This is a genomic window from Methylobacterium sp. NPDC097929, from assembly GCF_049543375.1.
GTDB lineage: Bacteria > Pseudomonadota > Alphaproteobacteria > Rhizobiales > Beijerinckiaceae > Methylobacterium.
In genome coordinates this window covers 282,028-300,647 of record NZ_JBMVEP010000004.1, presented here as the reverse complement: position 1 = coordinate 300,647, position 18,620 = coordinate 282,028, and the positions used below count along the sequence as shown (strand labels likewise).

Genomic DNA, 18,620 nt, shown 5'->3' with positions numbered 1-18,620 from the left:
CAACGTCATGCTGCGGAGGACGGGCGAGCCCGCCCGGCCCGCTATCGCTCGACATCGGAGCACGCCTCCCTCGCGGCGACCTGCTCGCTGATCGTGTCGTGGGCCGGGCACGAGGACAGAAACAGATCCGCGGCACTGCGGACGATGTGGAAGCCCAAGACGGCGAACAGCAGGCCGAACAGCAGCCACTCACCGAGCCGGCGCAGGCTCAGCGGCACGATTTCACGCATGCGGCTCCCTCCTGACGGGCGTCGCCGACCAGCGCGCCGCCGACGGTCATGGCGAGGAACAGGAGGAACACGAGCGTGCAGGCGAAGCCCACGAACAGCGCCTCCGGGCCTCCGGACCGGTGTCCGCGCGGTGTTCTCATGACCGGTGGTCCGGTGCCGGCTGAAAGCGGTTCGTGACGCGCGGAAGGGAGGCGGTCGGTGCTGCGGGGCCTGCACGCCAAGAGTACGGCAGCGGACGGACCGTTGCCCGAGCGGCGAACGGAAGTCTCCGTGGATTTAGGAGGATGCGTATGAAAGTGAGCTTGACTGCCCTGAAATAGTCGCGACTGCCCTGGGTCTCAAGCAACTCAAGGTAACAAGAAATACTTAAATAACATTGTCCAATCATCTGTCCTATCCCGCAAAGATTGCGGAACAGAATTCCCCATTCTGTTTACACGACTGAAAAACATTGTCTTTTAAGCTTGTTAAGTCCTACAACCTGTGCTTTACCTCCCGACTGGGCGCCATAAGTCGTTGCATGCGTTCACATTCCCAGCGCTGGAACAGAATGGGGAATTCCGCTCCAAGCTCGGCCGCAATCGGCTTGCGCGGGATGGCAAGTCATCAGGAAAGCTTTCCTCCATGTCGCATCCGCGACCGGTCAGTTGGCGTCTCCACACGCCGCGCGGACACCGCAAGTACCTCAATCCCGATGAGCGCCGCCGCTTTCTCGACGCGGCGGATCGCGCGGGGCCCGAGTTGAAGGCGTTCTGTCATCTCCTGGCTTGGTCCGGCTGCCGTCTCTCGGAGGCGTTGGCACTCTCGGTCACGGACCTCGATCCCGGCGGCAGCGTCGCGATCCGTTCGCTGAAGAAGCGTGGCCGGACGATGGTTCGTGAGGTGCCGGTGCCCGAGGCGGTCGTGACGCAACTCGGTCAGCTCCCCGGCGCCTCGGGCTCCCTCTGGAGCTGGGGACGGACGACGGCATGGCGGCATGTCAAGAACGTGATGGCAGCGGCCGGCATCACGGGCCTGCAGGCTTCGCCGAAGGGCCTGCGGCACGGCTTCGGCGTCCACGCGGTACGCTCGGGGATACCGCTGAACCTCGTGCAGCGCTGGCTCGGCCATGCCGACATCGCCACGACGGCGATCTATGCCGACGTGATGGGCGCCGAGGAACGGGAAATCGCTGCCCGCATGTGGTGAGAGCTCTGCGGACCGCCGCTGCGGCGGCCGTGCGCCGCGCCTCAAGCCGCCCCGTGCAGGTGCCCCGCATGCCAGTCGCGCAAGCCGTCGAGGGTGACGACGCCGTCGGGCCAAGTGAAGCCCTGGATGTGGTGGTGGGGGGCCTCGGGCTCGCCGAGATCGGAGACGGCGGAGAAGGCTCCGTCGAGCCGGTGGGTTCGCGTGTAGCGGCTGCGGGTGGCGAGCACCGGCAGGCCGGCGGCGAGCGCCGAGCGGATGCCGGCCGCCGAATCCTCGAAGGCGATCGCCTCGGACGGGTCGATGCCGAGGCGGTGGACGGCGAGCGCGAAGATGTCCGGGGCGGGCTTCTTCTGCGCCGCCTCGTCGCCGGCCGCGATCACGTCGAAGGGCTGTGCCCCCTCGGTGAAGTTGAGTTCGAGCAGGAGGTCGATGTTCGGCCGGCTGGTGGTGGTGGCCACGGCCAGCCGCACGCCCTGCCTCCGCGCTTCCTCGACGAGGCGGCGCACGCCGGGACGCAGGGAGAGGCCGCCGCTGCGTGCCAGCTCGCCGTAGGAGCGCGTCTTGAGCTCGTGGATCTCGGGCATGCGGGCCTTCAGCCCGGCTGCCTCCTCGGGATGGAACCGCTCGATGTAGTGGAGGAGCCGTTCCTTGCCGCCCATCACCTTGAGGAGTTCGGCGTAGAGTTCCGGCGACCAGTACCAGGGCAGGCCGAGCGCCCGGAAGGCGCGGTTGAAGCCCTGCCGGTGCAGATCCTCAGTTTCGGCGAGCGTCCCGTCGACGTCGAAGATCAGCGCCTTCAGCATCGCACGCCGTCCCGCCCGGTGGCCGATTGGGCCGCCTCGCGGATCGCGGCGACGTTCTTTCCGTACGCGTCCGGCCCGCCCTTGAAGGCGGCCGAGCCGGCGACGAGGATGCCGGCCCCGGCCCGCGCCGCCGCTCCGGCCGTCTCGGGGGTGATGCCGCCGTCGACCGAGATGTCGATGGCGCGGCCGGCCGTCATCGCCTTCACGCGCGCGATGGTCTCCAGCGACGAGTCGATGAAGCTCTGCCCGCCGAAGCCCGGATTGACCGACATCACCAGCACGAGATCGAGCATGTCGAGCAGGGGCTCGATGCTCGAGGCCGGCGTGCCCGGGTTGAGCGCCACGCCCGCGCGCTTGCCCAAGGCTCGGATCGTCTGGAGCGAGCGATGGATATGCGGGCCCGCCTCGACATGGACGGTGATGGCGTCGGCCCCGGCCTCGGCGAAGGCGGCGAGGTAGGGATCGGCCGGGGCGATCATCAGGTGGACGTCGAAGAACGTGTCGGTGCAGGGCCGCAGCGCCTTCACCACGGCCGGGCCGAAGCTGATGTTGGGCACGAAATGCCCATCCATCACGTCGAGATGGATCCAGTCGGCGCCGGCCTGCGCGATCGCCCGCGTCTCCTCGCCGAGCCTCGCGAAGTCGGCGGCGAGGATCGAGGGTGCGATGATGGTCATGGAACGGCTCGGGGCAGGCGATGCGCCGCACCGCCTAGATCGGCGGCCGGCACTCGGGATGAATGAGGCTTCCTAACACCGATCTAGGGCGTCGGCCGGAAAGATGCTCGCCGCCTTCACGCAAAAAGCCGGCGCTGTCAGGGCGGGCCGCGCGCGCGATCCGCCCTGACAGCGCCGGCACCGGACGGTACGGCCTTGCCCAATTTGTCGCGCGGGCCGCCTGCACTCGTGCACTATATGCCCGGACGATCCGGCACCGCGCCGGCCACCGGACCGTGCCGAACCCTCTTCTCTCCACCGATGCAGGACCGCCCTCTCATCCTCGGCATCCACGGCCTGGCCAACAAGCCGCCCCGTGAGGAGAAGCAGGCGTGGTGGGGGCAGGCGATCCGCGAGGGGATGCGGCGCAACCTCGGCCGGGACCGGGAGGATCTGCCCTTCGATTTCGTCTACTGGGCCGACCTGCGCTACGACGCGCCGCTCTGCGAGACCCGCAACCGGGAGCCCTACTACGCGGCCCGGGGGCGGGGTCCTTTCCCGAGCCCGGACGGGATCAGCGCCCCGACCCTGACGGACCGGCTCTACCGCGTCGTCGAATGGTGCCAGGACCGGATCGGCCGGCAGGTTCTCGACGACGTCATCATCGAGCATCGCCTCGACGACCTCTGGGGCTATCACGAGGACATTCTCTTCCGTCAGGCGGCGCGAGACCGGTTGCGGGAGGCGTTCGAGCGCCATGCCGGGCGACCGCTGCTCGTCGCCGCCCATTCCATGGGCTCGCTGATCGCTTACGACGTGCTGCGGCTGCTCGAGCAGGAGGGGTACCGGCCGCCGGTCTCCCACTTCGTCACCATGGGCGCACCCTTGGGGCTCGCCGAGATCAAGCACCGGCTCGCCGCCGAGCACGGCGATCTGAGGGTGCCCGAGGCGGTGGCCCGCTGGAGCAATCTCGGCGACCGCGAGGACGTGGCGACCGTCGGCACCGTCCTGGCCGCATCCTACGTCCCGAACGAGGCCGGCGTCGGCGTCGTCGACTGCCCCGTCATCAACGCCTACCGGCGGCCGAAGGGCGGGGCGAACCGCCACAAATCCTACGGCTACCTGCGCACGCCGGAGTTTTCGCGGGCGGTCGCCGCGTTCCTGGACGCGCAGGGCGTGCCGCGGGGTGAGCGGCAGGAGAACGCACGGAGCGAGGTCTCGGAAGGCGCGAGTCCCTAGGGATCGGGCGGCCTCACGCGAGCCGCCGCCGCCGTTCCACCAGCTGCATGATGATCGGCGTGAGGATGAGCTGCATCGCCAGATCGAGCTTGCCGCCGGGGATGACGATGGAATTGGCCCGGCTCATGAAGCTGTCGTGGATCATCGACACGAGATAGGAGAAGTCGATCCCCTTTGGGTCCTTGAAGCGGATCACCACCATCGATTCGTCGGCCGTCGGAATCCAGCGGGCGATGAAGGGGTTGGAGGTGTCGACCGTCGGCACCCGCTGGAAGTTGATGTCCGTCCACGAGAATTGCGGGCAGATCGTCTGCACGTAATCGGGCATCCGCCGCAGGATCACGTCGGTGACGGCCTCCGTCGAGTAGCCCCGGGTCGAGCGGTCCCGGTGCAGCTTCTGAATCCATTCGAGGTTGATGACCGGCACGACCCCGATCTTCAGGTCGGGATAGCGGGCGAGATCGACGGCGTTGTCGACCACGCAGCCGTGCAGGCCCTCGTAGAACAGAAGGTCCGAGCCCGGCTGGAACGGCTCCCAGGGCGTGAACGCGCCGGCGGGCACGCCGTAGCGGATCGCGTCCGCGTCGTCGTGGGCGTAGTGCCGGGTGCGCCCGGTGCCGGACTCGCTGTAGCTGCGAAACACCTCCTCCAACTCGGGGAGGAGGTTGGCGCGGGGGGCGAAGTGGCTCAGCGTCGGCTCGTGCGCCATCATCGCGCGCATGGTGTCGCGGTCGAAGGCGTGGAAGCCGTCGCCCTCGATGTAGACGGCGCTGACATCCTCCCGGCGGAAGATCTGCTCGAAGGTGTTGCGGACCGAGGTGGTCCCGGCGCCCGAGGAGCCGGTGACCGAGATGATGGGGTGACGCGCCGACATGGACGGTGTGGGGCTTGGGGCGGGCGCTCTAGCTGCGCATCAGGCCGCGCTGGCCGAACAGGGGCGAGCGGCCGGCGGTGGGCTGGCGCCCGTCGTAGTACTTGGCGACGCAGGCGACCTCTTCCGCCGAGCCGAACACCAGCGGCGAGCGCTCGTGGATCTTGCTCGCGACCCGTTCCATGATGCGGGCCTGCCCGTCGGTGGCCTCGCCGCCGGCCTGCTCGATCAGGAAGGCGATCGGCGCGGTCTCGTAGAGGAGGCGCAGGCGCCCCTGCGCGTAGCCCTTCCGGTTGTCGCCCGGATACAGGAAGATGCCGCCGCGGATCAGCACGCGCTGCGCATCCGCCACCAGGGCGGCGGTCCAGCGCATGTTGAAGTCGCGGTCGCGCGGGCCTTCCGTGCCGCGCTGGCAATCCTCGATGAAGCTCTTGATCGGCCCGTCCCAGTGGCGCGCGTTCGAGGCGTTGATCGCGTACTCGTTGGCGCTCGGCACGATCCGCATCGCGTCGTGGGTGAGCCGGAACACGCCCGCCGCCCGGTCGAGGGTGAAGATGCGGGTGCCGTTGCCCAGCGTGATCACGAAGGTGGTGGCCGGGCCGTAGACGACGAAGCCGGCGGCCGTCTGCGTCGTACCGGGGGTCAGGAAGGAGGCGTTCGGGTCTCCGCCCTCTTGGCCGCGGACCACCGGGCGGATGCCGAAGATGGTGCCGACCACCATGCCGACGCCGATGTTGGACGAGCCGTCGAGCGGGTCGATCGCCACGGCGAGCGGCGCGTCGGCCTTCAGCGCCACCATGTCCTCGGCTTCCTCTGAGGCGACCTGCGCCACGGGAGCCTCGTCCAACGCCTGCATGAAGCGCTTGTGGGCGATCACGTCGAGTGCCTTCTGCACGTCGCCGTCGCTGTTGTGCTCGCCCTGCGCGGCGAGGTCGCCGGCCAGGGAGCCGCGCCCGACGATCTCGCTCACCTCGATCGCCGCGGCGGCCAGCGCCCGGATCGTGGCGGCGGTGTCCGCCAGGGAGGCGTCCCGCGCCACCTCGGCGTCGAGGTGATCGTCGAGGGAGGACCCGTTGGGCTTCGTCATCGTCTTAAGGCTCGCTCCCGTCGAGGCCGCGTTCGCATTCTGCGCCCTGCGCGGCGTTCTGGCCGGCCATGTCCGCCGTGAGGCATGCAGGCGACCGCGGACCATGATACGCCGCAGCGGGGCGGCAGCGCCAGACGGCACGGGACTGCTGTCGAAAGATTTCTAAAAAAACTTGTGGTGCCCTGCAAAAAAACTAAAAACGAGGCATGCGCAACCTCTCGCTCAAGCAGCTTCAGGCCGTCGCCGCGGTGGCGCGGCTCGGCACCATGACCCGGGCCGCGCAGGAGCTCAACGTCACCTCCGCCGCGCTCTACGCACGCATCCGCCAGCTCGAGGAGGAGGCGGGCCTGCTCCTGTTCGACCGCACGCCCACCGGCCTCAAGCCCACCGATGCGGGCCGCGAGATGCTCTGGGCGATCAACAGCATCAACACGGTTCTGGAAACCTGCACCGACCGCCTGCGCACCCTGAAGGGCGGCGGCGGGGGCCGGGTCGGCCTCGGCGTGGTCTCGACGGCGAAGTACTTCGCGCCGCCCGTGATCGCCGGCTTCATGGAGGGCCATCCGAAGGTCGAGATCGCGCTCACCGTCGGCAACCGCCAGGACACGATCGAGGCCCTGCGCAACTACGACATCGACTTCGCGATCATGGGCCGTCCGCCCCGGGACTTCGCCATCGAGGCCGAGACCTTCGGACCCCATCCCCTGGTCCTGATCGCCGCCCCCGACCACCCGATGATCGGACGCCGCGGGCTGACCCGGGCGGATCTCGCGGAGGAATCCTTTCTCGTGCGCGAGGAGGGCTCGGGCACCCGCTCGGTGTTCGAGGAATTCATGAACGGCGTGATGATCCGCCGGGCCAAGCTCGGTATCGATTCCGGCTCGAACGAGACCCTGAAGCAGGCGGTGATGGCGGGGCTGGGCATCGCGCTCCTGTCCGGCCACACCGTCGCCTCGGAGGTCGCGGCCGGACGCCTCGCCCTGCTCGACGTGGAGGGCCTGCCGATCCGGCGCGACTGGTACGTGGTGCGGCGCGCCGACAAGGTGCTCGGCCCGGCCTCGGACGCGTTCTGGGACTACCTCGTGCGGGAGGGCAGCCGTTTCCTCCCGAGCATCCCCGGCGGTTTCCCCGTCAACGGCTCGGACGGCGTCGCCGGCAAATCCGCCCGCAGCCCCGCCGAGGCCGGTCCATGAGCGTCAACGACATCGTCATCGTCGGCGCGGGCCAGGCCGGCTTCCAGGCCGCGGCCTCGCTGCGGGAGGCGGGCTTTGCCGGAGGCCTCACCCTGATCGGCGAGGAGGCGGCGTTGCCCTATCAGCGCCCGCCGCTGTCCAAGGCCTACCTCGCCGGCAAGACCGATGCCCGCGGCCTCCTGCTGCGGCAGCAGAGCTTCTTTTCCGACCACGCGATCAGCCACCGCCCCGAGACCCGCGCGGCGCGGATCGACCGCGAGGGGCGGCAGGTGCGCCTCGACGATGGCGAAAGTCTCCCTTACGACCACCTCGTCCTCGCCACCGGCACCCGCAACCGGCCCCTGCCGGTGCCCGGCGCCGAACTCGCGGGCGTGCGCCAGCTCCGCTCCCTCGACGACGCCGACGCCCTGCGTGCGGCCATCGAGAGCGCCGGCCGCATCGTCGTGGTGGGCGCGGGCTTCATCGGGCTCGAATTCGCTGCGGTCTGCGCCGGTCGGGGCCTGTCCGTCACGGTGATCGAGGCGGCCGCTCGCGTCATGGCGCGGGCGGTCTCGCTCGAGACCTCGGAGGCGTTCCGCGCCTTCCACGAGGAGGCCGGAGTCCGTTTCCTGTTCGAGGCGGGCGTCACCGCCATCGAGGGGGAAGGGGGGCGGGCGGTCGCCGTGCGGACCGCCGACGGGCACCGGCTGCCTGCCGATCTCGTGCTCGTCGGGATCGGCGTCCTGCCGAACCAGGAGCTTGCGGAAGCCGCCGGCCTGCCCGTGCGCGACGGCATCGAGGTCGATGCCTTCCTCGCCACGCCCGATCCGGCGGTCTCGGCCATCGGCGATTGCGTCCGCTTCCCGAGCCGCTTCGCCCACGGCCTGCCCGGCGGCGACCGGGTGCGCATCGAATCGGTGCAGAACGCGGTCGATCAGGGCCGCTGCCTCGCCGCACGGCTCAACGGGCGGCCTGCAGCCTACGACGCGGTGCCCTGGTTCTGGAGCGATCAGGGTCCGCGCAAGCTCCAGATCGCCGGCCTCGCGGGTCCGGGCGATGCCAGCGTCCTGCGTCGGGCCGGCGCCGGATTCTCCGTCTTCCGCTTCCGCGACGGCGCGCTGAGCGCCGTCGAGTCGGTCGATCGCCCGGCCGACCACATGGCGGCCCGGCGCCTGCTGGCTTCGGCCAAGAGCCTTACGCCCGAGCAGGCCGCCGATCCGGGCTTCGACCTCAAGGCCCTGGCGACCGCCTGACCGCTCTCAGCGGTCGTTCTCCGTCGTGAGGTCGCCGAGGCGGGTGCCCTCGTTGCCCCCGCGCTGCTGCTCGGAGAGGCGTACGCCCGGCGTCGCGCCGTCGGTGAAGACGATCCCGGCCCGCATCAGGGTGCTGCGCAGCGCCTCGATCCGGCCCGACGCGGGATCGCCCGTGCCGGCCTCGAAGGTCTGCACGAAGCCCTCGTCCAGCCCCGACCGGCCGGCGAGATCCGCCGCCGACCATCCGAGCAGGCCCCGCGCGGCCCGGCACTGGGCCGCCGTCATGGTGTTGGGCGACGTGCCGCTCGCCACGCCCTCGTCCGATCCCGTCAAGCCGCTCTCCTCGCTCCTCGATCGCGCCTTCGCGCCCGCGTCGAAGCGTTCAACGGTCGGAGCGGCGGGTTCGTTTCGGCAAGGCGCGAGAATCGAATCGTCGGGGCCGGATCGGAGATCGGCGCGCCTCGACCATAATTGTGCTTGAATCTGTGACGATTCCGCCGGTTCGCGACCGGCGGCACGATTCTTCCCACAGGTTGGGACGGACGCGAGGAATACCGGCATCGCGGCGGGGTGTAAGGACCGTGTCGGGTCGTCCTGCGATCGGGCAGAAGTCCGGGGCGAGGCAGCCGAGCAGAAAGGGGGCTGAACCATGAACAGAATGCTGACCACTGCGCTGGCCTGCGCGGTTGCCGCGGGAGCGCTGGCCGCCGTGCCGGCCGCCGCACAGATGAGCATGGGCGGCGGCAATCCGTCCGGTTTCGGTGCGGGCCAACAGCCCCAGAAGAAGCCCCAATACGTCCCCGGCGCCAAGCCGACGGAGAAGATTTTTCCGCTGGGCGCGATCTGGACCGCAGTCAGCATGAACGGGAAGCCGTTCACCGGCGCGGACCGGCCGAGCTTCATCATCGACGCGCAGTACCGCGCTCGCGGCTACGGCGGCTGCAACACCTTCACCGCCACCGCCTTCCCCCTGCGCGAGCAGCAGCTCGCCGTCGGTCCGCTCGCGCTGACCAAGAAGAGCTGCGACAAGGCCCTGGCCGCCACCGAGCAGGCCTTCCTCGTCGCCCTGCGCACGGCGGGCAAGTGGGACCTCGTGGATTCGCAGCTCGTGATCCAGAGCCCGAACGGCGTGCTGCGCTTCGACCGGTCGCTTTAAGCCGCCGTTGACGACGATTCGCGAGCCCGCCTGCGGATTCACCGTCCGTCAGTCTCCCGGGCCGCTTCCTCGCCCCTCTCGGCCGCGCTCCGCGCGGCCGGTCAGGCGGAGAGGCGGAATGCGGATCGACCGGACTCACCAGCGTGTCGTCCCGACGGTGCGGCCGGCCCATAGGGCCGCGACGCGCTACGCTTTCATCCGCGCCCACCACGAAGGGGCCGCCGCCCTGGCCGCCCTCGCCACCGGCTCCGGTCTCGGCCTCCTGGTCCTCGCGACCAGCCTTCTGGCCGCCTGAGGTGGCCGCCCGCAGCCTCGCCGGGCCCGCCGCCGGGATGACAATACTGTCGTTCGGGCGCCAAAAGATAAAATAAAATTCTCCGCGCAAGCTCTGCCCGACGCCGGCCGTGTAAAGCGGCGGTATCCGCCATGCGCAAACCTCGACGGGGTTTGCGAAATCGGCTACGCGTCGCCCCGGCGGCCAGCACCCTGACCGGGCGGGTCCACCGCGCGATCCGGCGCGAGACCGGCCGCCTCGAAGCCTGCGGCCCGCCCCTCGCGCGGCCGACGGTTCCGATCCGTGTTTTGCCGCGCTCGCCTTCGCCGGAACGGCCTCCGTCGCGGCGGCGAGCGCTTTTGGGAGCGGACAGACGATGACTGACACCTCGACCCCGGAAGCCCGTAAGCCCGGGCACGGCCGCGTCTACGGCTCGATCACCGAGACCATCGGCAACACTCCGCTCGTGCGCCTCAACCGGCTCACCAAGGAGCGCGGCGTCGATGCCGAGATCCTGCTCAAGCTCGAATTCTTCAACCCGATCGCGAGCGTCAAGGACCGCATCGGCGTCAACATGATCGACGCGCTCGAAGCCTCGGGCCGGCTCAAGCCGGGCGGTACGCTGGTCGAGCCGACCTCGGGCAACACGGGCATCGCGCTGGCCTTCGTGGCCGCCGCCCGCGGCTACCGCCTGATCCTGGTCATGCCGGAGACGATGTCGCTGGAGCGGCGCAAGATGCTCGCCTTCCTCGGCGCGCAGCTCGAACTGACCCCGGGCCCGCAGGGCATGAAGGGCGCCATCGCCCGCGCCGAGGAGCTGCTGAGCGAGATCGACGGCGCGGTGATGCCGCAGCAGTTCTCGAACCCCGCCAACCCCGAGATTCACCGCAAGACCACCGCGGAGGAGATCTGGAACGACACGCAGGGCCGGCTCGACGCCTTCGTGGCGGGCGTGGGCACCGGCGGCACGGTGACGGGCGTGGGCGAGGTGCTCAAGCCCCGGCTGCCGAACCTCAAGGTCTTCGCGGTGGAGCCGGTGGACAGCCCCGTCATCTCCGGCGGCCAGCCCGGCCCCCACAAGATCCAGGGCATCGGCGCGGGCTTCATCCCCGAGAACCTGCACACGGACGTGCTCGACGGCGTTCTCAAGGTCACGAACCAGCAGGCGGTCGACACCGCCCGCGATCTGGCCAAGTTCGAGGGCATTCCCGGCGGCATCTCGACGGGCGGCAACGTCGCCGCGGCGCTGGAACTGGCCTCCCGGCCCGAGTTCCAGGGCAAGCGCATCGTCACCGTCGCCTGCTCGTTCGCCGAGCGCTACATCTCGTCGGTGCTGTTCGAGGGCATCGGCTAGCTTCCGCTGCGGCGCGGGCCCTGCGACGGACCCGCGCCGCAACTCCTCCGGTCCCGGATTGTTGTCCCGGTCAGATCAGGAGGATGACATGACGGACAACGACCGCTCGCGGCCGTCGCTCAAGACGTTCGATGCCTATGCCGACCGCAACGGCCAGGATCTCGGCTCCGACTCGCCCCTCGATGTCGGTCTCCCCTCGCGGACGCAGGCCGACCTGAAGAGCAATCCCGATGGGCTCTCCGAGGCCGCGCGCCTCGCCTCCGGCACCCCGCGCCAGGACGCGGTGGAGCAGACGGAAGCCGAGACGCCGGAGGAGAACCTGCGCCGGATCTCCGACCCCTCCACGACGCCGCTCAAGCCCGATGCCGGGCTCGATGCCAAGGCCCAGGAGGCCGTCGAGCGCGCCACCGCCGCCGTGGGTCAGGAAGAGGCGCCGCGCCATGGGAAATGAGAACCGGCCCGACGAGGATCTGAGCAACACCGGCACCCGCAAGCCCGACGAGGCGGTGGGCTCGCGCGGACCCCACCCGGCCGGCGGCGGTCACCAGACCCCCGAGCAGGCGGCGATCACCGGGCAGGGTTCGGCCGGCCGCTCGGATGCCGAGCGGCGCGGAGAATGGGGCACAGGGGCGGACGGAAAGGCCGAGACGGGGCGCGCGCCGCCCGCGATCGGCGGCTCCTCAGGAGGGCATTCCGACCGCAAGGCCGCGGCCGGACCGCGGGAGGGCGAGCCCGTGGCCGGCGAACCGGAGCGGGCTAAGCGCTCCTGATCGGTTCAGGGGCGGCAAGCGCGAGGGGAGGGGATCATGGACGGACGGGACGAGAAGGATCGCGAGACGTCGCGGGAGCGCGGTGACGGGGACAAGCCCGCCAACAGCGCCCCCGACGCGGTGAAGGACCCCAACGAGAAGACCGACGGCAAGCCCGGCGTGCCGGCGCAGGGCGACGAGACCGATCCGGGCAGCGGCTGAGAAGCCGCCGGACGCCGGCTCCGGCGGGAGCCGGCGTCGGCATTCGGATCAGGCGGCCTGCCGGGGTGCCTCCAAGAGGTCGTCGGCGGGGCCGAAGAACTCGTAGCGCACCCGCTCGGGCGGAATGCCGGCCCCGACGAGGCCGTTGGCCAGGGCGGCGAGGAACGGCTTGGGGCCGCACAGATAGTAGGTGGCGCTCTCCCGCGGCGTGTGGGCGACGAGCCACTCCGCCGTGATCAGCCCGGAGGCATCGTAATGCTCGCCCGGGCGATCGCCTGCCTCCGGCTCCGCGTAGAAGACGTGTGCGCGCAGGTTCTCCCGGCTCGCCACGAGCTTGCGGACATGGTCGCGCATGGCGTGGACCCGCCCGTTCAGGGCACCGTGGACGAACCAGGTCGGCCGCTCCGGCCCGGTCTCGGCGAGGGTCTCGAGCATGCTCGCCATCGGCGTGAGACCCACGCCGCCGCTGACGAGCACCACCGGCGCCTCGCTCTGCCGGTCGAGGAAGAAGTCCCCGGCGGGTGCGGTGACCTTCAGCGCGCTGCCGGGACGGACGGAGGCGTGCAGCCAGTTCGAGACGATGCCCGCCGGCAATCCCGGCGCGGTCTCGCGCTTGACGGTGATGCGGTAGGCGCGGTCGTTCGGCGCGCAGGAGATCGAGTAGTTGCGCTTGAGCACGCCGTGCTCCGGCAACTCGAACAGGAAGCCGAGATACTGTCCGGGCTCGTGACGGACCACGGGCCCGCCATCGGCGGGGACCAGCACGAAGGAACGGATCGTCTCGCTCTCCGGGGTGACGCTCTCCACGACGAAGTCGCGCCAGCCGTTCCAGCCGCCGGGCCGGGCGGCGAGGTCGCGGTAGATCGCCGCCTCCCGGCCGATCAGCAGCTCCGCCAGGAACCAGTAGGCTTCGCCCCATGCCCCGGCGATCTCCGGCGTCGCCGCCTCGCCCAGGACGTCGCCGATCGCGCCGAGCAGGGCGTCCGCGACGTGAGGGTAGTGCTCGGGCAGGATGTTGAGCGCGACGTGCTTCTGGGCGATGCGCTCGACGGCGCCGGCCAGCACGCCGAGATTGTCGATGTTGCGGGCATAGGCGAGGACGGCCTGCGCCAGCGCCTTGGGCTGCGAGCCGGTCTCGCCGTGATGGGATTGGTTGAAGAGATCCCGAATGTCCGCGTTCTCGAACAGGCGCTCGTACATGCGCCGCGTGATGGTCAGGCCGTGGGCTTCGAGGGCCGGCACGGTCGCTTTGATGAGGGCGATGGTCTGGGGTGACAGCGGCCTGGGCATGGATCGTTCCAAAGATTCATTTGACATGAACCTTTTATGGCGACCTCGAAAAAGGTGCAAGCAGAATGTATCTTATAACCATAGACAGATTGGGTATCCCTCCGCGCCGCGCTCCGACGCGCCCGGTCTCAGCATCCCATGGCCCTGAGGGCCGCTCGGAGCCATCATGCGCCTGACCCGCTATACGGACTACGCCCTACGAACCTTGATCTATGTCGGCCTGCACGAGCCTCGGCAGAGTTCGATCGGCGAGATCGCGCGCGCCTACGGGATTTCGGAAAGCCACCTGACGAAGGTGGTCCACCAGCTCGGCCGCCTCGGGCTGATCCAGACGATCCGGGGCCGGGGCGGCGGCTTGCGACTCGCCCAGGCGCCGGCGGAAATCGTGGTCGGGGCCGTGGTGCGCCAGACGGAGGACGACCTCGCCCTGGTCGAGTGCTTCTCGGGCGGGGCCTGCGCGATCACGGCGCCCTGCCGCCTCCGACGCGCCCTGGGCGAGGCGCTGGCGGCGTTTCTCGCCGTCCTCGACGGTTACACCCTGGCCGACCTGCTCCACGGGAGCGAGGGCGACGAGATCGCGCGATTGCTGGGCCTGTCCGGACCGGCCGCGGCAAGCTCGGCGGCGAGCCGCGTCGCAAGCGGGGATCGCGAGCCCGTCTGACGGTCCCTGCCGACCGGCCGCTTAGGCCGCCGTCGCCTCGACGCGGTTCCGGCCGAAGGACTTGGCCCGGTAGAGCGCGGCGTCGGCGCGCTTGATGACGTCGGCCGGGCTGGTATCGGTCGGGCGCCGCACCGAGACGCCGACCGAGACCGTGACGGAGATGTCCAGGGCTCCGGCCATGATGCCGAAGGGCGTCACCTCGATCCGCTCGCGGATGCGCTCGGCGATGGCGCGCGCCTCGGGCAGGTCCGCGCCGGGCACCACGATCACGATCTCCTCGCCGCCGTAGCGGGCCAGGATGTCGACCGGCCGCACCTGCTGGCGGATGCGCTCGGCGAACGCCCGCAGCACCTCGTCGCCGGCCTCGTGGCCGTAGGTGTCGTTGATCGACTTGAAGCGGTCGATGTCCAGCAACAGGCAGGCCAAGCCCTTCTGGTGGTGCGTCGCCTCGCCGAAGGCGGTGCCGATCTGCCGGTCGAGATAGCGCCGGTTGTGCAATCCCGTCAGGTCGTCGGTAATCGCCATCTCCATGGAGGCCTGCAGCACCCCGCGCAGGGTCTCGCAGAAGCGGCGGCGGCGCACCTGCGTGCGCACCCGGGCGATCAGCTCGTTGCGGTCGATCGGGCGCAGCAGGTAATCGTTGACGCCGAATTCGAGTCCGCGGGTCACGCGGGCCCTCTCGTGCATCTCGCCGATCATGATCAGCGACAGGCTGCGCGTCCGTTCGAGGGAGCGGAGCTGGCTGCACAGGCGCAGGCCGTCGAAGCCCTCCAGGTCCAGGCTCACCAGGGCCAGCTCGAAGCCGCCCTCGGGCGCCATGACCAGGGCGCGGTGCGGGTCGCTCTCCACGGTGACGTGGTGGCGCTCCCCGAGCGCCGTCGCGATGCGGTCGATCGCACCCGGCCGATCCTCCACGAGGAGGATGCGGGCGCCTTCCCCGGTATCGGACGTGGCGAGCGCCAAGGGATCGGGACCGCCGATGTCACGGGTCGCGAGCACGCGCGAGCGCAACTCGTCGGACACGGCCTTGAGCCGCACGAGGCTGCGCACCCGCGTCATCAGCGCGGTGTCGTCGATAGGCTTGGTGAGGAAGTCGTCGGCACCCGCGTCGAGACCGCGCAGCCGGTCGGCGGGCTGATCCAGAGCGGTGACGATCACGACGGGCAAGTGGGCGGTGACAGGGTTGGACTTGAGCCGGCGGCAGACCTCGAAGCCGTCCATGCCGGGCATCATCACGTCGAGCAAAACGACGTCGCAGGCGCCCCGCTCGCAAATCGCCAGGGCGTCGGGGCCGTTCATCGCCACCACGACGTCGAAATACTCGAGCGAGAGCTTCGTCTCGAGCAGCCGGACGTTGGGGTAGAGATCATCGACGATCAGGACGCGAGCCGACATCGTTCCTCCGATGCGCGGCCGAACGACCGCCCCGGCGCTCAGGCCGGAGAGGCCTCAGGCGGCGCCCTCATCCCCAATGTACTTGCGGACCGTTGCCAAAAACTTGGCAACCGAGATCGGTTTGGACAAATAGGCCTCGCAGCCGCCTTCACGAATGCGTTCCTCGTCGCCCTTCATTGCAAAGGCGGTGATGGCGATCACGGGAATGTTACGAAGGTCGTCGTCGTCCTTGAGCCATTTCGTGACCTCCAGCCCCGACACCTCGGGCAGCTGGATGTCCATGAGGATCAGGTTGGGATGATGGGCGCGGGCGAGCTCGATCGCCTCGATGCCGTTGGCGGTCTTGAGGGTCGCGTAGCCATGCGCCTCCAGCAGATCGTTGAAGAGCTTCATGTTCAGCTCGTTGTCTTCAACGATAAGAACGGTTTTCTTCATGACCTGCTCCGGCGCGGTCGCGATGGCGTTCCACCCCGTGGCCCGGCCCTCATCCTCTCTTAAACTGCCACTCGTTGATGAAACGCAAACTTGATCATAGAGATGCGGGAGCCGAGGGCTTGGCGACCGACGTGCTGGGATGGCTCGTCGCCGACGAGGATCGGCTGTTCCGATTCGTGGCCGCGAGCGGCCTGGAGCCCGGGACGCTGCGCGAGAGCGTCCGCGATCCCGGCTTTCTCGGAGCGGTTCTCGACCATGTGATGAGCGACGAACCGTCGCTGCTCGCCTGCGCCGAGGCGATCGGGGTCAAGCCGGAGCGGATCGCCTCCGCTTGGCACAAGCTCCAGCCGCCGCCCTTCGACGAGGGCGGGTGATGCGCGCTCCCTCGCCGGCGGCGCTAGACCATCGTGCCGGATATCGCATCCGGCACAATGTTCTAGCCTCCTGTTTCGCATCGTCTTTTTCCGAAAGCCGGCGGCCACCTTTCGGGACGATGCTCTAGCGGGCGAGTTCCCGAAGGCCGAGACGGATCAGCGTCTTGGCCTCGAGGGTACCGGCCTCGTCGCCCGCGCCCTTGAGCGCGGCGGCGATGGCGGCGGAGGCCTGGACCTGGGGATAACCGAGATTGACCAATGCCGAGATCGCGTCCGCGACCGGCTGCGGCGCCGTTCTGTCCTCGACGGCGCCGGTCAGCGCCACCAGGGCCGGATCCACCGGCGCGAAGGCGGGGGCCTTGTCCTTGAGTTCCGCGACGAGGCGGGCGGCGAGTCGCGGGCCCACGCCGGGGGCGCGGGCGACCGAGCCCTTGTCGCCGGTGGCGATGGCGGTGGCGAGCTGCGCCGGCTCCAACACCGAGAGAACGCCGAGCGCCACGCGGGTGCCGACGCCCTGCACCGTCTGGAGCAGGCGGAACCATTCCCGCTCCGCATCCGAGCGGAAGCCGTAGAGGCGGATCATGTCCTCGCGGACATGGGTCTCGATGGCCAGATCCGCGGCCTCGCCGGGCTTGGGCAGGCGCTGCAGCGTGCGGGCCGAGCAGTGCACGACGTAGCCGACGCCGTTGACGTCGAGGATCACGAAATCCTCTCCGTAGGAATCCACCAGCCCCTTGAGCTTGCCGATCATCGCGCCTGCCGATCCTATGAGGGCGTCGTTCCTCACGGGTCCGTTGCCGCGCCCGCCCGAACGCCATATCCGTCAGGCCGGCCCAACCGACAAGGTGACCGCATGAAGCGCATGTTCGCCCTCGCCGCCCTCCTGCTGCTGGCCGGTGCCGGCGGAGCCGTGCCCGAACGGGCCGCGGCGCAGGAGGCCGGCCCCGCCCTCACCAAGGACCCGAAGCAGGTGAAGGCGGGCCGCTACCGGCTCGACACCGCGCACGGCAAGATCACATGGTCGATCAGCCATCTCGGCTTCTCGACCTATTACGGCCAGTTCACGGAAGTGTCGGGCGAACTCGCCCTCGATCCGGCGGCGCCGGGCAAGAGCAGCCTGTCCGTGAAGATCGGCACCGGCAGCGCCAACGGGCTGAACGAGAAGCTCAACGCCCATCTCAAGACGCCGGACTTCCTCGACGTGGAGAAGTTTCCCGAGGCGACCTTCGTGAGCCAGTCGGTCGAGCCGACGGGACCGACCACCGCGCGCGTCAACGGCACGCTCACCCTGCGCGGCGTGTCCAAGCCCGTCTCCTTCGACGCCACCTTCAATCAGGCCGGGGTCAATCCGGTCGACAAGATCTACTCCGTCGGCTTCGACGGCTGGACGGTGATCAAGCGCTCCGATTTCGGGGTGAACGCCTTCCTGCCCCTGCTCGGCGACGAGGTGGCCCTGAGGCTGGAGGGCGAGTTCAAGCTGCAGTGACGGGGCAAGCCTCGTCTCCCATCACGTCTGCGTGATAGAGTCCCCGCCGCCACGCAGGTGGCCGTCCGGTGACGGCGGGGTTCCGGCAACGCTCCGTTCACGGTACGTGCCGTAACCAGCCGGTTCCGGCAGTGACAGGGAGGCGCGAGGCCATGACGAGCGAGGTGCGCATCCTCGGCATCGATCCGGGCCTGCGCCGCACCGGCTGGGGGCTGATCACGGCCCAGGGCACCAAGCTGTCCTACCTCGCCTGCGGCGTCGTCACCTCCGACGGCGACCTGCCGCTGGCCCTGCGCCTGCGCGAACTGCACGAGGGGCTGACCCGCGTGGTCGCGACCCACGCGCCCGACGAGGTTGCCGTGGAAGAGACCTTCGTCAACAAGGACGCGCAGGCGACGCTCAAGCTCGGCCATGCCCGCGCCGTGGCGCTGCTGGTGCCGGCTCTGGCCGGCCTGCCCGTGGCGGAATACGCCGCCAACCTCATCAAGAAGACCGTGGCCGGCTCCGGCCACGCGGAGAAGGTGCAGATCCAGGCGATGGTGCGCTTCCTGCTGCCCAAGGCGGAGTTCAAGGTCGCCGACGCGGCGGATGCGCTGGCCATCGCCATCACCCATGCGAGCCACCGCGGCGCCATCGCTCTCGATCGCCGCCACGCCGTTCCCGCGGGCACCGGTCCGGGCGCCGCCCGGATCGCGGCGGCGCTGGCGCGGCTCGACCGGTAGAGA

At 69.7% G+C, this 18,620-nt stretch carries 25 protein-coding genes; 14 read left to right on the top strand and 11 right to left on the bottom strand.

Annotated elements, in window-relative coordinates; all coding sequences use genetic code 11:
• Positions 1-41: 41 nt before the first annotated feature.
• Together ACPCJR_RS13940 and ACPCJR_RS13935 are read right to left on the bottom strand one after the other, a co-directional pair.
• Positions 42-230 carry a hypothetical protein gene (locus tag ACPCJR_RS13940; RefSeq protein ID WP_391512665.1) on the bottom strand — a complete coding sequence of 63 codons (189 nt, stop codon included), beginning with the start codon at positions 228-230 and terminating at the stop codon, positions 42-44.
• Complete coding sequence (locus tag ACPCJR_RS13935; RefSeq protein ID WP_391512664.1) at positions 209-370, bottom strand: hypothetical protein; 162 nt, start codon at positions 368-370, stop codon at positions 209-211. Before ACPCJR_RS13935 ends, ACPCJR_RS13940 begins: the two co-directional genes overlap by 22 nt.
• A gap of 376 nt (positions 371-746) precedes the next feature.
• Here ACPCJR_RS13935 and ACPCJR_RS13930 point away from each other — a divergent pair, with 376 nt between their 5' ends.
• Positions 747-1,418, top strand: a complete 672-nt coding sequence (locus tag ACPCJR_RS13930; RefSeq protein ID WP_391512662.1) for a tyrosine-type recombinase/integrase — start codon at positions 747-749, stop codon at positions 1,416-1,418.
• A 41-nt stretch (positions 1,419-1,459) separates the two neighbouring features.
• Here ACPCJR_RS13930 and ACPCJR_RS13925 read toward each other — a convergent pair whose 3' ends face one another.
• Complete coding sequence (locus ACPCJR_RS13925; protein ID WP_391512660.1) at positions 1,460-2,221, bottom strand: HAD-IA family hydrolase; 762 nt, start codon at positions 2,219-2,221, stop codon at positions 1,460-1,462.
• Positions 2,215-2,898 carry a ribulose-phosphate 3-epimerase gene (gene rpe / locus ACPCJR_RS13920; protein ID WP_391512658.1) on the bottom strand — a complete coding sequence of 228 codons (684 nt, stop codon included), beginning with the start codon at positions 2,896-2,898 and terminating at the stop codon, positions 2,215-2,217. Before rpe ends, ACPCJR_RS13925 begins: the two co-directional genes overlap by 7 nt.
• 300 nt (positions 2,899-3,198) lie before the next feature.
• Here rpe and ACPCJR_RS13915 point away from each other — a divergent pair, with 300 nt between their 5' ends.
• Positions 3,199-4,116, top strand: coding sequence for a hypothetical protein (locus tag ACPCJR_RS13915; protein WP_391512657.1), 918 nt, complete (start codon positions 3,199-3,201; stop codon positions 4,114-4,116).
• Positions 4,117-4,129: 13 nt separating this feature from the next.
• Here the strand turns inward: ACPCJR_RS13915 and ACPCJR_RS13910 are convergent, their stop codons facing one another.
• Both ACPCJR_RS13910 and ACPCJR_RS13905 read right to left on the bottom strand, forming a co-directional pair.
• Entirely contained in the window at positions 4,130-4,990 is an 861-nt protein-coding gene (locus ACPCJR_RS13910) for a phosphoribulokinase (RefSeq protein ID WP_110353051.1), read from the bottom strand.
• A gap of 28 nt (positions 4,991-5,018) precedes the next feature.
• Entirely contained in the window at positions 5,019-6,074 is a 1,056-nt protein-coding gene (locus ACPCJR_RS13905) for a class 1 fructose-bisphosphatase (RefSeq protein WP_391512655.1), read from the bottom strand.
• A 206-nt stretch (positions 6,075-6,280) separates the two neighbouring features.
• Between ACPCJR_RS13905 and ACPCJR_RS13900 the strand changes: the two genes are divergently transcribed.
• Together ACPCJR_RS13900 and ACPCJR_RS13895 are read left to right on the top strand one after the other, a co-directional pair.
• Complete coding sequence (locus ACPCJR_RS13900) at positions 6,281-7,267, top strand: LysR family transcriptional regulator (protein ID WP_391512654.1); 987 nt, start codon at positions 6,281-6,283, stop codon at positions 7,265-7,267.
• On the top strand, positions 7,264-8,499 hold the full coding sequence (locus tag ACPCJR_RS13895) for an NAD(P)/FAD-dependent oxidoreductase (protein WP_391512652.1): 1,236 nt from the start codon (positions 7,264-7,266) through the stop codon (positions 8,497-8,499). The genes ACPCJR_RS13900 and ACPCJR_RS13895 overlap by 4 nt, the downstream gene beginning before the upstream one ends.
• A gap of 6 nt (positions 8,500-8,505) precedes the next feature.
• On the opposite strand, the gene ACPCJR_RS13890 is transcribed toward ACPCJR_RS13895, so the two are convergent.
• Positions 8,506-8,784 carry an XRE family transcriptional regulator gene (locus ACPCJR_RS13890; protein WP_391512702.1) on the bottom strand — a complete coding sequence of 93 codons (279 nt, stop codon included), beginning with the start codon at positions 8,782-8,784 and terminating at the stop codon, positions 8,506-8,508.
• Positions 8,785-9,148: 364 nt separating this feature from the next.
• Here ACPCJR_RS13890 and ACPCJR_RS13885 point away from each other — a divergent pair, with 364 nt between their 5' ends.
• The 6 genes from ACPCJR_RS13885 (at position 9,149) to ACPCJR_RS13860 (ending at position 12,254) form a co-directional block, all read left to right on the top strand.
• Positions 9,149-9,655, top strand: a complete 507-nt coding sequence (locus tag ACPCJR_RS13885) for an META domain-containing protein (protein WP_391512650.1) — start codon at positions 9,149-9,151, stop codon at positions 9,653-9,655.
• 118 nt (positions 9,656-9,773) lie between these two features.
• Positions 9,774-9,950, top strand: coding sequence for a hypothetical protein (locus tag ACPCJR_RS13880; RefSeq protein WP_391512649.1), 177 nt, complete (start codon positions 9,774-9,776; stop codon positions 9,948-9,950).
• 355 nt (positions 9,951-10,305) lie between these two features.
• Positions 10,306-11,283 carry a cysteine synthase A gene (cysK, locus tag ACPCJR_RS13875; protein WP_391512648.1) on the top strand — a complete coding sequence of 326 codons (978 nt, stop codon included), beginning with the start codon at positions 10,306-10,308 and terminating at the stop codon, positions 11,281-11,283.
• Between the two features lie 88 nt (positions 11,284-11,371).
• Positions 11,372-11,734 (top strand): hypothetical protein, encoded by a 363-nt coding sequence (locus tag ACPCJR_RS13870; RefSeq protein ID WP_391512646.1) that lies wholly within the window; start codon positions 11,372-11,374, stop codon positions 11,732-11,734.
• The gene (locus ACPCJR_RS13865) at positions 11,724-12,053 is read left to right on the top strand and encodes a hypothetical protein (protein ID WP_391512645.1); all 330 of its coding nucleotides are present in this window, start codon (positions 11,724-11,726) and stop codon (positions 12,051-12,053) included. The genes ACPCJR_RS13870 and ACPCJR_RS13865 overlap by 11 nt, the downstream gene beginning before the upstream one ends.
• Positions 12,054-12,089: 36 nt before the next feature.
• Positions 12,090-12,254: a hypothetical protein gene (locus tag ACPCJR_RS13860; RefSeq protein ID WP_181425562.1), complete on the top strand. Its 165-nt coding sequence runs from the start codon at positions 12,090-12,092 to the stop codon at positions 12,252-12,254.
• Between the two features lie 48 nt (positions 12,255-12,302).
• Here the strand turns inward: ACPCJR_RS13860 and hmpA are convergent, their stop codons facing one another.
• The gene (hmpA, locus tag ACPCJR_RS13855; protein WP_391512643.1) at positions 12,303-13,544 is read right to left on the bottom strand and encodes an NO-inducible flavohemoprotein; all 1,242 of its coding nucleotides are present in this window, start codon (positions 13,542-13,544) and stop codon (positions 12,303-12,305) included.
• A 166-nt stretch (positions 13,545-13,710) separates the two neighbouring features.
• Between hmpA and ACPCJR_RS13850 the strand changes: the two genes are divergently transcribed.
• Positions 13,711-14,205, top strand: a complete 495-nt coding sequence (locus tag ACPCJR_RS13850) for an Rrf2 family transcriptional regulator (RefSeq protein WP_391512641.1) — start codon at positions 13,711-13,713, stop codon at positions 14,203-14,205.
• A 21-nt stretch (positions 14,206-14,226) separates the two neighbouring features.
• Here the strand turns inward: ACPCJR_RS13850 and ACPCJR_RS13845 are convergent, their stop codons facing one another.
• Positions 14,227-15,600 carry a PleD family two-component system response regulator gene (locus ACPCJR_RS13845; RefSeq protein WP_391512639.1) on the bottom strand — a complete coding sequence of 458 codons (1,374 nt, stop codon included), beginning with the start codon at positions 15,598-15,600 and terminating at the stop codon, positions 14,227-14,229.
• A gap of 54 nt (positions 15,601-15,654) precedes the next feature.
• Positions 15,655-16,035, bottom strand: a complete 381-nt coding sequence (locus ACPCJR_RS13840) for a response regulator (protein ID WP_391512637.1) — start codon at positions 16,033-16,035, stop codon at positions 15,655-15,657.
• 119 nt (positions 16,036-16,154) lie between these two features.
• On the opposite strand from ACPCJR_RS13840, the gene ACPCJR_RS13835 reads away from it, so the two are divergent.
• A complete protein-coding gene (locus tag ACPCJR_RS13835) occupies positions 16,155-16,409 on the top strand; it encodes a DUF3572 domain-containing protein (protein WP_391512635.1) in 255 nt (84 codons plus the stop codon).
• A gap of 124 nt (positions 16,410-16,533) precedes the next feature.
• On the opposite strand, the gene ruvA is transcribed toward ACPCJR_RS13835, so the two are convergent.
• Positions 16,534-17,160 carry a Holliday junction branch migration protein RuvA gene (ruvA, locus tag ACPCJR_RS13830; RefSeq protein ID WP_391512633.1) on the bottom strand — a complete coding sequence of 209 codons (627 nt, stop codon included), beginning with the start codon at positions 17,158-17,160 and terminating at the stop codon, positions 16,534-16,536.
• 102 nt (positions 17,161-17,262) lie between these two features.
• Between ruvA and ACPCJR_RS13825 the strand changes: the two genes are divergently transcribed.
• Positions 17,263-17,895: a YceI family protein gene (locus ACPCJR_RS13825; protein ID WP_391512631.1), complete on the top strand. Its 633-nt coding sequence runs from the start codon at positions 17,263-17,265 to the stop codon at positions 17,893-17,895.
• Positions 17,896-18,047: 152 nt separating this feature from the next.
• A complete protein-coding gene (gene ruvC / locus ACPCJR_RS13820) occupies positions 18,048-18,617 on the top strand; it encodes a crossover junction endodeoxyribonuclease RuvC (protein ID WP_331288542.1) in 570 nt (189 codons plus the stop codon).
• Positions 18,618-18,620 lie beyond the last annotated feature (3 nt).